The following is a 14315-nucleotide window of genomic DNA, read 5'->3' as shown; positions in this document are numbered from 1 at the left end:
CCCGCGAGGGGGCCGGCACTGATACCATTGGCCCTTGCAGCCCACCCCGGAGCACTCATGTCGCACCCCTTCGCTACCCTCACCCCCGACCTGGTCCTCGATGCCGTGGAAAGCCTTGGCTTTCTCAGCGACGCCCGCGTACTGGCCCTGAACAGCTACGAAAACCGTGTCTATCAGGTAGGTATCGAAGACCAGCAGCCACTGATCGCCAAGTTCTATCGGCCTGGCCGCTGGAGCAACGAGGCGATTCTTGAGGAACACCGCTTCAGCGCCGAACTCGCCGACTGCGAAGTCCCCGTGGTTGCCCCGCTGCAGCACGAGGGCCAGACCCTGTTCGAACACCAAGGTTTCCGCTTCACTCTGTTCCCGCGCCGCGGCGGCCATGCACCGGAGCCTGGCAACCTCGACCAGCTCTATCGCCTGGGCCAGTTGCTGGGCCGCATGCACGCCGTTGCAGCAACCCGCCCATTCGAGCACCGCGAAGCGCTGACTGTGGATAACTTCGGCCACGCCTCGCTGAAAACCCTGCTTGAGGGTGACTTCGTACCCCGCGAGTTGCTGCCCGCGTTCGAGTCCGTGGCCCGCGAGTTGCTGAAACGGGTCGAAGACATCTATGCACGTACTCCTCATCAGGTGATGCGCCTGCATGGCGACCTGCACCCGGGCAACCTGATGCATCGCGACGACGTCTATCACGTTGTCGACCTGGACGACTGTCGCATGGGCCCTGCCGTGCAAGACCTGTGGATGATGCTGGCGGGCAGCCGCGAGGAGCGCCTCGGCCAACTGGCAGAGCTGATCGACGGCTACAACGAGTTCCACGACTTCGACCCGCGTGAGCTGCCCCTGATCGAGCCCCTGCGCGCCTTGCGTCAGTTGCACCACAGCGCCTGGCTGGCACGGCGTTGGGATGACCCGGCATTCCCCCGCAGCTTCCCCTGGTTTGGCCAGCCGCGTTACTGGGGCGACCAGATCCTGGCCCTGCGCGAGCAAACGGCGGCGCTCGACGAGCAACCACTCAAATTGTTCTAGATGCCCGTGAGGGTCTGTCTACAATAGGCGTCGCTGTATTTAGCTACCTAAGCAAGGATTCTGCATGCACGCCGCAAACCCGCGTCGCGGGTACATTCTTGGCCTTTCGGCCTACATCATCTGGGGCTTGTTCCCGCTGTACTTCAAAGCCATCCAGAGCGTTCCGGCAGTGGAGATCATCGTCCACCGGGTGCTCTGGTCGGCACTGTTCGGCTCACTGCTGTTGCTGGTGTGGAAACACCCAGGCTGGTGGCGCGAGCTGCGTGAAAACCCGCGACGGCTGGCCGTCCTTGCCCTGAGCGGCACGCTGATCGCCGGCAACTGGCTGACTTACGTCTGGTCGGTGAATAATGGACGGATGCTCGAAGCCAGCCTGGGCTACTACATCAACCCGCTGGTGAATGTGCTGCTGGGCATGCTGTTGCTCGGTGAGCGTCTTCGCCGCCTGCAATGGCTGGCGGTAGGGTTGGCCGCCCTGGGTGTGGCGCAGCAGGTGTGGCAGGTCGGCAGCCTGCCGTGGGTGTCTCTGGTGCTGGCCCTGACGTTCGGCTTCTATGGTTTGATCCGCAAACAGGCCCCGGTGGCCGCGCTGCCTGGCCTGGTGGTGGAAACTTGGATGCTGGTGCCGCTGGCGCTTGGCTGGCTGCTGCTACACCCCGCCGCGATGAGCGCACAAGGCGCCTTCTACACCAGCAGCGAGGCCTTGTGGCTGATGGCCGCAGGGCCGGTGACCCTGGTACCGCTGGTGTGCTTCAACGCCGCCGCGCGGCACTTGCCGTATACCACGCTGGGCTTCCTTCAGTACCTGGCGCCCACCCTGGTGTTGCTGCAGGCCGTGCTGCTGTTTGACGAGCATTTGTCGTCGAGCAGCCTAGTGGCTTTCATATGCATCTGGGCGGGATTGGCGTTGTACAGCGTCGATGCTTGGCTGAATCTGCGCAAGGGCGCCTGATCAAAAAATAATCAAAACTCTGCAGGCCGCGCAGTGCGTGGCCTGGCAGAACATCTCCAGAGGTTATCCACACCCTCGTCCCCGTGGTTTGTGCACAAGCGCCTGATGAGTGGACGTTTTTTGCTCAAAGCGCTAGAGGGCACGCAACTATTGGGCTGGCGAGCTGAGCCCCCAGCTTATCCACAGGCCCTTCCCCGTAAAACCGGGATAACCCGCAGCGGGGCTTTCAACCCTCCGGCCGCAGCGTCAGCTCCACCATCAAGTCATCTGCCAGGCTCTCCAGCTTGTGCTGCAGGTCATCCAGCGACAAGGTCAACGGCAGCGCCAGCAAGGCATCGGCATGGAACAACGGCTCGCTGCTCATCGCCGCCGGGCGCACTTCGGTGGTAAAGCGCTCCAGGTTCACGCCCTGATCAGCCAGCAGACGGGTGATGTCGCGCACGATCCCCGGCCGGTCATTGCCCACCAGCTCCATGGCGATCGGCTTCCAGGTGCACGAAGGTTCGATTCCGCTCTGGGCAATCAGCACGCGGATTTCATATTTACCCAACGCCTGCAGCGCCTTCACCAGCTCGTCGTAGTTTTCTGCAGGCACCGCCACCCGCAGAATCCCGGCAAACTGCCCGGCCATGCGCGACATGCGGCTCTCCAACCAGTTACCGTTGTGGTCGGCGATGCACTGGGCAATGCGTTCGACCTGGCCGGCCTTGTCAGGGGCGATCACGGTCAGTACAAGATGATCCACAGCGGCTTCCTCTGCGTCGGGCCGCCCAAAGCGGCACAAATAGGGGGATCGACTCAGTATAGGCAAGGCGCGGCAACCTGCCGCAGGGCAGTCCGCCGAACTAATCGTGTACTGTTTCAAGATTTATCTGGAACAATCCACCGGTTTTTTGCGAACATACCCACTCCCAGCGTGACCCGACGCGACCACCCGGTCGCAGAGCGACGCTTTTAGTCTGATGTTTACCTGCCTACTGCTTCATGTAGTATGCGCTGGCGCGGACTACAAAACGTCGTTTCGATGTCTGCCAAGGCGCCTGTGAAAATACGCCAACCGCCCGCCAGCCTGTCTGGCGAGCCGCACCCAGCCGCTCTCGTGAGTGGCGAGAGCATGTACTGGTGCCGTGTTTAGAGAAGCGCTACAGGCTTAATACAGAAGAGCGAAAGCGAAATAGCTGAGCAGAGGTGAGGCAAGCAATGACTGGATACGTTCAAGTCGGTGGCCTTCAGGTCGCCAAGGCCCTGTATGACTTCGTCAACGACGAAGCGATCCCTGGAACCGGCATCGAAGCCGACACGTTCTGGGCCGGGGCGGCAGAGATCATTAAAGACCTCGCTCCAAAGAACAAAGCCCTGCTCGCCAAGCGCGACGAGCTGCAAGCCAAGATTGACGCCTGGCACCAGGCACGCAAAGGCCAGGCACATGACGCCATAGCCTACAAAAGCTTCCTCCAGGAAATCGGCTACCTGCTGCCACAAGCCGACGATTTCCAGGCCACCACCCAGAACGTTGACGAAGAAATCGCCCACATGGCCGGCCCGCAGCTGGTCGTGCCGGTGATGAACGCCCGCTTCGCCCTGAACGCCGCCAACGCCCGCTGGGGCTCGCTATACGACGCGCTGTACGGCACCGACGCCATCAGCGATGAAGGCGGCGCGGAAAAAGGCCAGGGCTACAACAAGGTGCGTGGCAACAAGGTCATCGCCTTCGCTCGCGCCTTCCTCGACGAAGCCGCGCCGTTGGCTGCAGGCACCCACGTCGACTCCACCGCCTACCGCATCGAAGCCGGCAAGCTGGTCGTCGCCCTCAAAGGCGGCAGCAACAGCGGCCTGCGTGACGACGCCCAGCTGATCGGCTACCACGGCGACGCTGCCGCGCCGACCGCCGTGCTGCTCAAGCACAACGGCCTGCACTTCGAAATCCAGGTCGATGCCACCACCCCGGTCGGCAGCACTGACGCCGCCGGCGTCAAAGACATCCTGATGGAATCGGCGCTGACCACCATCATGGACTGTGAAGACTCGGTCGCCGCCGTCGATGCCGACGACAAGGTCATCGTCTACCGCAACTGGCTGGGCCTGATGAAAGGCGACCTGGCCGAAAGCGTGAGCAAAGGTGGCAAGACCTTCACCCGCACCATGAACCCGGACCGCGAGTACGCCGCGCCCAATGGCGGCAGCGTCACCCTGCACGGTCGTTCGCTGCTGTTCGTGCGCAACGTTGGTCACCTGATGACCAACCCGGCGATCCTCGATGCCCAAGGCAACGAAATCCCCGAAGGCATCCAGGACGGCCTGTTCACCAACCTGATCGCCCTGCACAACCTCAACGGCAACACCAGCCGCAAGAACACCCGCACCGGCAGCGTGTACATCGTCAAGCCGAAGATGCACGGCCCGGAAGAAGTAGCGTTCGCCGCCGAGATCTTCAGCCGCGTCGAAGACCTGCTGGGCATGCAGCGCAACACCGTCAAGGTCGGCATCATGGACGAGGAGCGCCGTACCACGGTCAACCTCAAGGCCTGCATCAAATCGGCCGCCGAGCGCGTGGTGTTCATCAACACCGGCTTCCTCGACCGCACGGGTGACGAAATCCACACCTCGATGGAAGCCGGCGCCGTGGTGCGCAAGGGCGCCATGAAGAACGAGAAGTGGATCGGTGCCTATGAGAACAACAACGTCGACGTCGGCCTTGCAACCGGCCTGCAAGGCCGCGCGCAGATCGGCAAGGGCATGTGGGCCATGCCCGACCTGATGGCCGCCATGCTCGAGCAGAAAATCGCCCACCCGCTGGCCGGTGCCAACACCGCCTGGGTACCGTCGCCGACTGCTGCCACCCTGCACGCGCTGCATTACCACAAAGTGGACGTGCAAGCGCGTCAGCGTGAACTCGCTTCGCGTACGCCGGCTTCGGTGGACGATATCCTGGCCATCCCGCTGGCTGCCGACACCAACTGGTCTGCTGAAGAGATCCGCAACGAGCTGGATAACAACGCCCAGGGTATCCTCGGCTACGTGGTGCGCTGGATCGACCACGGCGTGGGCTGCTCGAAAGTGCCGGACATCAACAACGTCGGCCTGATGGAAGACCGCGCCACCCTGCGTATCTCGGCCCAGCTGCTGGCCAACTGGCTGCGCCATGGCATCGTCAGCCAGGAGCAGGTGCTGGAAAGCCTCAAGCGCATGGCTGCAGTGGTCGACAAGCAGAACGCCAGCGACGCCCAGTACCGCCCGATGGCGGCGAACTTCGACGACAACGTCGCGTTCCAGGCAGCGGTGGAGTTGGTGCTCGAAGGTGCCAAGCAACCAAACGGCTATACCGAGCCGGTACTGCACCGTCGCCGTCGCGAGTTCAAGGCGCGTAACGGCCTCTGATCCGCAAAGGGCCGCGTTGCGGCCCCATCGCCGGCAAGCCGGCGATGGGGCCCGCATTGAAGGCACCGCTATTAGATCTGCAATTCTTTTTTCACCAACTCAAGCAACCCCGCAAGCTTCTTTGCGTGAAGCGGCTTCTCCAAAAAATCCACCACCCCCAGATGCATCGCCCTCACCGCCTCCGACACCTCAGATTCGCCAGATACCACCACAATGGGTAAATCAGCGCGTGGAGAGGTTCTAACCTGCTTGATCAGCTCAAGACCGTCTTCTGGCACCATGCGCAAGTCCGTGATCATCAGGGCGATCCGGGGCTCATAATGCAATTTGAACATCGCCTCCTGCGCACCGTCCGCCTCCATGCAGTCTATGCCCCAGCTTTTTAGGTACATACATAGCGACTGCCTGTTTACAGCGTTGTCATCGACAACCAGCACCACCGGCTTGGGCGCAATAGGTGCACTCAACCCAGCCAATGCCTCGCGTTCTGCGTCACTCAGGATGTCGTCATGCTCGACCATGTTCATCTCATCAAATAGATCTTGCTCACCGGTAAGACCGCGGCATGCGAAATTGATCACACCACGCTCATAGACTTACGTCCAATGGGCACCACACGGCCGTCAGCCGACCATGGGGGCCGAGAACAACAAGGCCGCACCTATATATAGATATATATAGTTCGGCGTAGCGATACGGTCAGTTTCATGAGCAAAAAGGACGCCTACAGCCAGGCGGGCAGGACTGCGGTGCTGCAGAACATTCAAGGCACCCTGCAGTTCTTGCAGCGCTTCCCGCCGTTCAACCAGATGGAGCACAGCCACCTGGCGTTTCTGGTGGAACAGTGCCAGCTGCGCTTCCATGCGCGTGGGGAAAGCATCATCAAGCCCGCCGACGGGCCGGTGGAGCACTTCTACATCGTCAAGCAGGGCCGCGTGATCGGTGAGCGCCAGCACCTGGTCAAGCCGGGCGTGGAAACCACCTTCGAAATCACCAGCGGCGAATGCTTCCCGCTGGCCGCGCTACTCGGCGAGCGCGCCACCCGTACCGAGCACCTGGCCGGCGAAGACACGTTTTGCCTGCAGCTGAACAAAGCCGCGTTCATCCGCGTGTTCTCGATGTCGGATGTGTTTCGCGATTTTGCCCTGCGTGGCGTCAGCAGCCTGCTCGACCAGGTCAACCAGCAGGTGCGCCAGCGCGCTGTGGAAACCCTCGGCACCCAGTACTCCCTGAACACTCCGCTGGGTGAGCTGGCCATGCGTCACCCGGTGGTCTGCGCCCCGGACATGCCGCTGCGTGACGCCGTGCGGCTGATGCACGAGCAACAAGTCGGCAGCATCGTGGTGGTCGACCCGCAGCGTTACCCGGTGGGTATCTTCACCCTGCGCGACCTGCGCCAGGTGGTCGCTGCCGCCGATGCCGAACTGGGCGCGCCGATCGACCGGCACATGACCGCCAACCCCTTCTACCTCAGCCCCCAGGCCAGCGCCTTCGATGCCGCCATGGCGATGACCGAGCGGCACATTGCCCACGTCTGCCTGGTGGACAACCAGCGCCTGTGCGGTGTGGTATCCGAACGCGATCTGTTTTCCCTGCAACGGGTCGACCTGGTGCACCTGGCGCGCACCATTCGCCACGCACCGCGCCTGGACTCACTGGTGTCGCTGCGCGGCGAGATCGGCCAGCTGGTCGAACGCATGCTCGCCCACGGCGCGTCGTCGACGCAGATCACCCAGATCATCACCCTGCTCAACGACCACACCGTGTGCCGTGTGATCGAACTGGCCCTGGCCGAGCGCGGCGACCCTGGCGTGCCATTCAGCTGGCTGTGCTTCGGCAGCGAAGGGCGCCGTGAGCAGACGTTGTACACCGACCAGGACAACGGCATCCTCTTCGATGCGGCCGACGCCGCCGAAGCCGAGGCCATTCGCGCCCGCCTGCTGCCACTGGCCCAGTACATCAACCAGTGCCTGGCCCAATGCGGCTTTACCTTGTGCAAGGGCAACGTCATGGCAGGCAACCCCAAGCTGTGCCTGTCGCGCACGGAATGGGCACGGCGCTTCGCCGGCTTCATCCGCGAAGCCAGCCCCGAGAACCTGCTGGGTTCGAGCATCTACTTCGACCTGCGGGTGGTCTGGGGCGACGAACAAGGGTGCGAACAGCTGCGCCAGAGCGTGCTCGAGCAAGTGGCCGACAACCGCATCTTCCAGCGCATGATGGCCGAGAATGCCCTGCGCCAGCGGCCACCCGTGGGCCGCCTGCGCGAATTCGTGCTGACACGCCAGGGCAACGACAAGGCGGCGACCCTCGACCTGAAGGTCCAGGGCCTGACGCCCTTCGTCGACGGTGCTCGGCTGCTGGCCCTGGCCCATGGCATCGCTGCCTGCAATACCCTTGAGCGCCTGCGCCAGCTGGTCGATCAGGGCATCATCGAAGCACTCGATGGCGCAGCCTATGAAGAGGCCTACCACTTCATCCAGCAAACCCGCATGCAACAGCACCAGCGCCAGACCCGCGACAACCTGCCGTATTCCAACCGGCTCGACCCGGACAGCCTCAACCACCTGGACCGGCGCATCCTGCGCGAGTCCCTGCGTCAGGCCCAGCGCCTGCAAAGCAGCCTGGCCCTGCGGTACCAGTTATGAGCCTGTTCGCCTGGCTACGCCCTGCCGCTCCGGCCCTGGACGACGCATTGCATCAGCGCCTGGCCAACCTGGCCAAGCCCACGCCGCTGGGTGTGTGTTCGCTACGCGAGCAACGCTGGGTCGTGCTTGACCTGGAGACCAGCGGCCTGAACCCCAGCCGCGACCAGGTGCTGTCGGTCGGTGCCGTGGCCATCGCCGATGGCGCCATCGACTTTTCCCAGCAGTTCGAACGCACCTTGCGCCGCCCTGCCCAGAAGACCAACGCCAGCGTGCTGATCCATGGCCTTGGCCCGAGCGCCCTGGCCGCTGGCAGCGACCCAGCCGAGGCGTTGCTGGAGCTGCTGGAGTTCATCGGCGACAGCCCGGTACTGGCGTTTCATGCGCCCTTCGATCAGCGCATGCTGGCCCGGGCTATGAAAGAAAGCCTTGGCTATCGCCTGCAACAGCCCTTCCTCGATGTGGCCGAGCTGGCCCCCATGCTCAACCCTGATACCGTGCTGCGCGAGGCCGGGCTGGATGACTGGGTTGCGCGCTTCGGCCTGCAGGTGGACGAACGCCACCACGCCAGTGCCGATGCCCAGGTGACCGCCGAACTGGCCCTGATCCTGCTCAGCCAGGCCCGCCGGCAGCAGCTCGACAGCCCGTTGCAGCTCGAACAGCGCCTGCGCACCTGGCGGCGGCGCAACGTGCACAACCACGGCCTGTAGTGGCAATCCGATAAGCGTCCATTGCGCCCAGCCCCCCGCCTCTGCAACAATCGCGAATAGTTATCGTTAGTTAATGCATTCGTTCCGGGGGGAACACTGCTTGTCTTCTGCTCAGAGCCCACACGCCGAACGGGTCGGTGCGCTTTACCGCGACCATCGCGGTTGGCTGCTTGCCTGGCTGCAACGCAGCATGGCCTGCCGCCAGCGTGCCGAAGACCTGAGCCAGGACACCTTCGTGCGCCTGCTTGGCCGCGAGCAGCTGGATACCCCCCGCGAGCCACGCGCCTTCCTCGCCGCCGTGGCCAAGGGGCTGATGTTCGACCACTTCCGCCGTGCGGCGCTGGAGCAGGCCTACCTGGCCGAGCTTGCCCGCCTGCCGGAAGCCGAGCAACCCTCCCCGGAAACCCAGCACCTGATCCTCGAAGACCTCAAGGCCATCGACCGCCTGCTTGGCAAGCTGTCGAGCAAGGCCCGCGCGGCCTTCCTGCACAACCGCCTGGACGGCATGGGCCACGCCGAGATCGCCGAGCGCCTGGGCGTGTCGGTATCGCGCGTGCGCCAGTACATCGCCCAGGGCATGCGCCAGTGCTACGTGGCCCTGTACGGGGAGCCAACGTGAACCCTGCACCGGTGTCCGCCGGGGTCCTCGAAGCAGCCATCGCCTGGAAACTGAGCCTGGACGATGCCTGTGGCACGCCTGACGAGCGCAATGCATTCATGCGCTGGCATGCCGCCAACGAAGAACATGCCCGCGCCTGGCGCCAGCTGGGCGCCCTCGACCAGCGTGTAAGTGCAGCCGCAGGTCCCGCACGCCAAGCCCTGCAACAATCGCGCGTCGGCCTGCGTCGCCGGGTGGCCAAGGTCGGCGGCGGTCTGGCCGGCATGTTCCTGCTCGGTTCGTTGCTGGCCTGGGTGGGCGCGCCATCACTGTCGGCCAGCTACTGGCTGGCCGATCAGCGTACCGCCACCGGGGAGCTGCGCACCCTGCGCCTGGAAGACGGCACGCTGCTCAGCCTGAACACCCACACCGCAGTGGATATCGACTACGAAGGCGACCAGCGCGTGCTGGTGCTGCACCAGGGCGAAATCTCGGTCGAAACCGGCCACGACGACCCACGCCCGTTGCTGGTGCGCACCGACGATGGCCGCCTGCGCCCGCTCGGCACGCGCTTTCTGGTGCGCCGCGAGGCCAACGGCACGCGCCTGGAAGTGATGCAAGCTTCGGTAGCCGCCATGCCGCTCAACAGCGGCGACGAACGGGTGCTGCGCCAAGGCCAGCAGGTGCTGATGAACGCCAACGGCCTGGGCCAGGTCGGCCCGGTCGAAGCCGGCGCGGATGCCTGGACCCGCGGCATGCTGGTGGTCGACAACGTGCGCCTGGCCGACCTGCTGGCCCAGCTGGGCGAGTACCGCAGCGGTCACTTGGGCGTGGCTGACGAAGTCGCCGACCTGCGCGTGACGGGGAGCTTCCCGTTGACCAATACCGACCTGGCCCTGGCCTCGCTGGTACCGGCATTGCCGGTGAAAATCGAGCGGCATACCCAGTGGTGGGTGAGCGTGGTTCCCAAATAAAACCGCATTGGCCTCATCGCCGGCAAGCCGGCTCCCCCAAGTACAGCGCAGCCCTTGGGGGGCGGTAGAGAACCTGTGGGAGCCGGCTTGCCGGCGAAAGGGCCAGTGCTGACTGCAAACAGATTTAACTAATTCTCAATATTTTTCAGATTACCCCTGTCACTTCTGAAATCTCGCTCGGCAAGGAAGCAGTTAGCACTTATCCGTCGAGGAGCCGCTGCATGTCCCGTGCTGTTGATCGTATTCTGCGCCCCAGCCTGATGGCCCTGGCCATCGCCCTGGCCGCGCCATTGGCCAGCCCTGCCCTGTTCGCCGCCGAGCAATCCGCCCCGCGTGCCTACGACCTGCCAGTGCCCCGCTGGCCTCCACCTTGAACCAGATCGCCAGCCAGTCGGGCATTGCCCTGGCCATCGACCCGGCACTGGTCAGCGGCCGCAACTCGGCGCCGGTCAGCGGCCAGTTCGACGGCCTGGGTGCCTTGCAGGCAGCCCTGCGCGGCACTGGCCTGCAATTGCAGCAGAGCAGCGTCGGCAGCTACAGCCTGGTCGCCGCACCTGAAGGCGCACTGGCCCTGCCGGAAACCGCGATCAATGCCAATGCTTCGTATGAAAGCGCCTGGGGCCCGGTCGACGGCTACACCGCCACCCGCACTGCGGCTGGCACCAAGACCGACACCGCCATCGCCGAGCTGCCTCGCTCGGTGACCGTGATCACGCGCCAGCAGATGGAAGACCGCCCGGTCCTCAACCTCAATGACGCCCTGCGCTACACCGCTGGTGTGCAGAGCAGCGGCTACGGGTCCGACTCGCGCAGCGACTGGCTGCTGGTGCGTGGTTTCGTGCCCACCCAATTCCTCGATGGCCTGCCATTGCCCAAGGGCAACTACGCCTCGCCGAAAATCGAACCGTGGAACCTCGAGCGTATTGCCGTGTTGCGTGGCCCGGCGTCGTCCGTCTACGGCCAAACACCACCAGGCGGCTTGCTGGACATGACCAGCCGGCGCCCGGAGCTGGAAAGCAGCCACGAAGTCGAAGCGCAAGTGGGCAGTAACAACCACCGGCAGATCAACTTCGACAGCACCGGCAAGGTCGATGACGCGGGGCAGTTCCTGTACCGCATGAGCGGCACAGTGCGTGACAGCGGCACCCCGATCGACCACATTCCGGACAAGCGCTACAACATTGCCCCAAGCCTGACCTGGAATATCAACGACGACACCAAGCTGACGTTCATTTCCCAGTACACCCGCGACGATACCGGTATCACCGGCCAGTTCCTGCCGCTGCAGGGCACTAAGCTGGATAGCCCGGCAGGCAAGATTTCCCACCACAAGAACCTGGGCGACCCGGACTGGGAATCCTACGACCGCACCTACTATCACCTGGGCTATGCGTTCGAGACCCGCCTGAACGACACCTGGCAGTTCCGTCAGAACCTGCGCTATGCGCGTAACGAACTGGACTTCAAGGGCATCACCGCCGGCGGCTCGATCTGGCCAGCTGGCCCGGACGAAGCGGTCAGCGCCGATGGCACCGTGCAACGCACCGCCGGTATCGTCGAGGAAGACATTTCGCAATTCGCCGTGGACAACAACTTCCAGGCCGACTTCCAGACCGGCAAGGTTGCCCATACCCTGCTGCTGGGCCTCGACCACCAGCGCTCGGACAGCAATGCCCGCTGGCGCTGGGGCTCGGCCGGCGTACCACCCAGCAATATCCACAACCCGATCTACGGCCAGGATTTCTCGAACGTCCAGTACTTCGACATGTACGACTACGATCAGAGAACCCAGCAGACCGGCCTGTACCTGCAGGACCAGATGGCCCTGGACAACTGGCGCCTGACCCTCGGCGGTCGTGAAGACTGGGTGCACACCGGCACCACCTTCCACAACCAGGGCGACGCCACCAATACTCAGCGCGACAAGAAATTCAGCGGCAACGCTGCGCTGAGCTATGTGTTCGACAATGGCATTACGCCGTACTTCTCCTATGCCGAGTCGTTCCAGGCGGCCACCGGCGCTTCGGTGAACAGCACCGATGCGTTCAAGCCCACCGAAGGCAAGCAGTACGAACTGGGCATCAAGTACCAGCCGCCGGGTAGCAAGACACTGCTCAGCGCGGCCGTGTTCGACCTGACCCAGGAAAACATGTCGGTGACCGAAGGCAGCGTCACCCGCCAGGTCGGTGAAGTCCGGGTCAAGGGCCTGGAACTGGAAGCCACCTCGGATGTAACCCGCAACCTCAAGTTGATCGGTTCGTATACCTACAACGACAGCGAGATCACCAAAGGCAACGAAGGCGAAAAAGGCAAGCGCATGGCCCAGGTGCCGCGCAACCAGGCCACCGCCTGGGCCGACTACACCTGGCACGAAGGCCCGCTTGATGGCTTTGGTGTGGGCGTCGGCGTGCGCTATGTGGGTGACACTTACGGCAACACGACCAATACCGATTGGGGCCATGTAGGCTCATACACCGTCTACGATGCTTCGGTGCACTACGACCTGGGCCGCCTCAACGGCACCCTCAAGGGCGTGACCGTTGCCGTGGATGCGAAGAACCTGTTCAACAAGGACTACCTGTCGACCTGTGATGGTTACTACTGCTACTACGGCGACGAGCGCAACGTAGTGGCCAGCGTCAATTACAAGTTCTGAGTGATGCAGGGGCCGCTATGCGGCCCCTCTGCTTCTCAGGCATAAGAACGGTACCGTGATGAAAAGCCAGACCATCCGCCGCTGGTCCATGATCCACACCTGGAGCAGCCTGGTCTGCACCTTGTTCCTGCTGTTGCTGGCCCTTACCGGCCTGCCGCTGATTTTCCACCACGAACTCGAACACCTCCTCGGCGACGCCCCCGAACTGCGTGAAATGCCCGCAGGCACCCCGCACCTTGACCTGCATCAACTGGTGCTCAAGGCCGAGCAGCACCGCCCGGGCGAAGTGATGCAGTACTTCGGCTTTGATGAGGACGAACCCAATGGCGTGGTGGCGATCACCGCCGCCACCGCCGGTACCGAGCCCAACTTGTCGCACACCTTCATGCTCGACGCCCGCACCGGTGAAGCCGTGCCCATGCCGGCGGCCAACGGTGGGTTCATGATGATCATGCTGCGCCTGCACGTGGACATGTTCGCCGGGTTGCCCGGCAAGCTGCTGCTGGCCTTCATGGGCGTGCTGTTCGTCGTCGCCATCGTCTCGGGCACCGTGCTCTATGCGCCGTTCATGCGTCGCCTGGGCTTCGCCACCGTGCGCCACGACAAATCGCGGCGGCTGCGCTGGCTCGACCTGCACAACCTGATCGGCATCGTCACCCTGACCTGGGCCATGACGGTCGGCATCACGGGCGTGATCAGCGCGCTGTCCGACCTGGTCATCGCCGCCTGGCGCAACGACAGCCTGGCGACCATGGTCGCGCCTTACCGCGATGCTCCGCCACTCACTCAACGTGCGCCAGCAACGCACTTGTTGGAGATCGCCGAACAGGCAGCGCCCGGCATGCGTCCCGACTTTATCGCCTTCCCCGGCACCCGGTTCTCCAGCGAGCATCACTACGCCGTGTTCATGAAAGGCAACACGCACCTGACCTCACACCTGCTCACACCGGTCCTGATCGATGCACAGACCCTGCACGTCACCGCCGTTGGCGAACGGCCGTGGTACATGGACGCCATGGGCCTTTCCCAACCCCTGCATTTCGGCGACTACGGCGGGCGGCCCATGCAGATCCTCTGGGCAGTGCTCGACGTGCTGACCCTCATCGTCCTCGGCAGCGGCCTGTACCTGTGGTGGGGCAAACAGCGTAAGCCTCGGGAGGCCAGGGCATGAGCCACAAGTCGCAACCGACCAGGCGTATCTTCGCCTGGCCAGCACTGATTGCCGTGCTGGGTGCAACAGGGCTGTTTGCGGCGTTGCTTGGCGACGGTTGGTGGGACAGCTTGGCCTGGGCCGGGCTGGGTGTGCCGGCATGGCTGGCACTGCGGGGCCTGTGGCGGCGCTGAGGTACTCCGCTAATACCGGCATCTGACAG

The 14315-nt window shown here is 63.7% G+C and carries 11 protein-coding genes and 1 pseudogene; 10 read left to right on the top strand and 2 right to left on the bottom strand.

The features are described from left to right. The first annotated feature begins 57 nt into the window (after positions 1–57). Both ACIPIJ_RS17300 and rarD read left to right on the top strand, forming a co-directional pair. Positions 58–1032, top strand: coding sequence for a serine/threonine protein kinase (locus ACIPIJ_RS17300; RefSeq protein WP_401078760.1), 975 nt, complete (start codon positions 58–60; stop codon positions 1030–1032). 64 nt (positions 1033–1096) lie between these two features. After that, a complete protein-coding gene (gene rarD, locus ACIPIJ_RS17295) occupies positions 1097–1984 on the top strand; it encodes an EamA family transporter RarD (RefSeq protein ID WP_401078757.1) in 888 nt (295 codons plus the stop codon). Positions 1985–2210: 226 nt separating this feature from the next. On the opposite strand, the gene ACIPIJ_RS17290 is transcribed toward rarD, so the two are convergent. Continuing rightward, positions 2211–2729 (bottom strand): glycine cleavage system protein R, encoded by a 519-nt coding sequence (locus tag ACIPIJ_RS17290; protein ID WP_401078754.1) that lies wholly within the window; start codon positions 2727–2729, stop codon positions 2211–2213. A gap of 455 nt (positions 2730–3184) precedes the next feature. On the opposite strand from ACIPIJ_RS17290, the gene ACIPIJ_RS17285 reads away from it, so the two are divergent. Continuing rightward, positions 3185–5362 carry a malate synthase G gene (locus ACIPIJ_RS17285; protein ID WP_401078751.1) on the top strand — a complete coding sequence of 726 codons (2178 nt, stop codon included), beginning with the start codon at positions 3185–3187 and terminating at the stop codon, positions 5360–5362. A gap of 71 nt (positions 5363–5433) precedes the next feature. On the opposite strand, the gene ACIPIJ_RS17280 is transcribed toward ACIPIJ_RS17285, so the two are convergent. After that, positions 5434–5889, bottom strand: a complete 456-nt coding sequence (locus ACIPIJ_RS17280) for a PleD family two-component system response regulator (RefSeq protein WP_401078974.1) — start codon at positions 5887–5889, stop codon at positions 5434–5436. A gap of 180 nt (positions 5890–6069) precedes the next feature. Here ACIPIJ_RS17280 and ACIPIJ_RS17275 point away from each other — a divergent pair, with 180 nt between their 5' ends. The 7 genes and pseudogenes from ACIPIJ_RS17275 (at position 6070) to ACIPIJ_RS17245 (ending at position 14286) form a co-directional block, all read left to right on the top strand. Further along, positions 6070–8007, top strand: a complete 1938-nt coding sequence (locus ACIPIJ_RS17275) for a putative nucleotidyltransferase substrate binding domain-containing protein (RefSeq protein ID WP_401078748.1) — start codon at positions 6070–6072, stop codon at positions 8005–8007. Beyond that, positions 8004–8714 (top strand): PolC-type DNA polymerase III, encoded by a 711-nt coding sequence (locus ACIPIJ_RS17270; protein ID WP_401078745.1) that lies wholly within the window; start codon positions 8004–8006, stop codon positions 8712–8714. Before ACIPIJ_RS17275 ends, ACIPIJ_RS17270 begins: the two co-directional genes overlap by 4 nt. A gap of 100 nt (positions 8715–8814) precedes the next feature. Then, a complete protein-coding gene (locus ACIPIJ_RS17265) occupies positions 8815–9333 on the top strand; it encodes an RNA polymerase sigma factor (RefSeq protein ID WP_401078743.1) in 519 nt (172 codons plus the stop codon). Further along, positions 9330–10286 (top strand): FecR domain-containing protein, encoded by a 957-nt coding sequence (locus tag ACIPIJ_RS17260; protein WP_401078740.1) that lies wholly within the window; start codon positions 9330–9332, stop codon positions 10284–10286. Before ACIPIJ_RS17265 ends, ACIPIJ_RS17260 begins: the two co-directional genes overlap by 4 nt. 221 nt (positions 10287–10507) lie before the next feature. Then, positions 10508–12942 (top strand): annotated as a pseudogene (locus tag ACIPIJ_RS17255) (TonB-dependent siderophore receptor). Between the two features lie 58 nt (positions 12943–13000). Next, on the top strand, positions 13001–14113 hold the full coding sequence (locus ACIPIJ_RS17250; protein ID WP_401078738.1) for a PepSY-associated TM helix domain-containing protein: 1113 nt from the start codon (positions 13001–13003) through the stop codon (positions 14111–14113). After that, complete coding sequence (locus tag ACIPIJ_RS17245; RefSeq protein WP_401078736.1) at positions 14110–14286, top strand: hypothetical protein; 177 nt, start codon at positions 14110–14112, stop codon at positions 14284–14286. Before ACIPIJ_RS17250 ends, ACIPIJ_RS17245 begins: the two co-directional genes overlap by 4 nt. The last annotated feature ends 29 nt before the right edge of the window (positions 14287–14315 follow it).

This window comes from Pseudomonas sp. NPDC087185, assembly GCF_044744955.1.
Lineage (GTDB): Bacteria > Pseudomonadota > Gammaproteobacteria > Pseudomonadales > Pseudomonadaceae > Aquipseudomonas.
The sequence above is the reverse complement of the archived record's forward strand: the minus strand, read 5'-3'. Positions and strand labels throughout refer to the sequence as shown.

Bases quoted from the DNA above. Each gene is read 5' to 3' on its own strand.
- ACIPIJ_RS17300 (WP_401078760.1), top strand. From the start codon at position 58: ATGTCGCACCCCTTCGCTACCCTCACCCCCGACCTGGTCCTCGATGCC.
- rarD (WP_401078757.1), top strand. From the start codon at position 1,097: ATGCACGCCGCAAACCCGCGTCGCGGGTACATTCTTGGCCTTTCGGCC.
- ACIPIJ_RS17285 (WP_401078751.1), top strand. From the start codon at position 3,185: ATGACTGGATACGTTCAAGTCGGTGGCCTTCAGGTCGCCAAGGCCCTG.
- ACIPIJ_RS17280 (WP_401078974.1), bottom strand. From the start codon at position 5,889: ATGAACATGGTCGAGCATGACGACATCCTGAGTGACGCAGAACGCGAG.
- ACIPIJ_RS17275 (WP_401078748.1), top strand. From the start codon at position 6,070: ATGAGCAAAAAGGACGCCTACAGCCAGGCGGGCAGGACTGCGGTGCTG.
- ACIPIJ_RS17270 (WP_401078745.1), top strand. From the start codon at position 8,004: ATGAGCCTGTTCGCCTGGCTACGCCCTGCCGCTCCGGCCCTGGACGAC.
- ACIPIJ_RS17250 (WP_401078738.1), top strand. From the start codon at position 13,001: ATGAAAAGCCAGACCATCCGCCGCTGGTCCATGATCCACACCTGGAGC.
- ACIPIJ_RS17245 (WP_401078736.1), top strand. From the start codon at position 14,110: ATGAGCCACAAGTCGCAACCGACCAGGCGTATCTTCGCCTGGCCAGCA.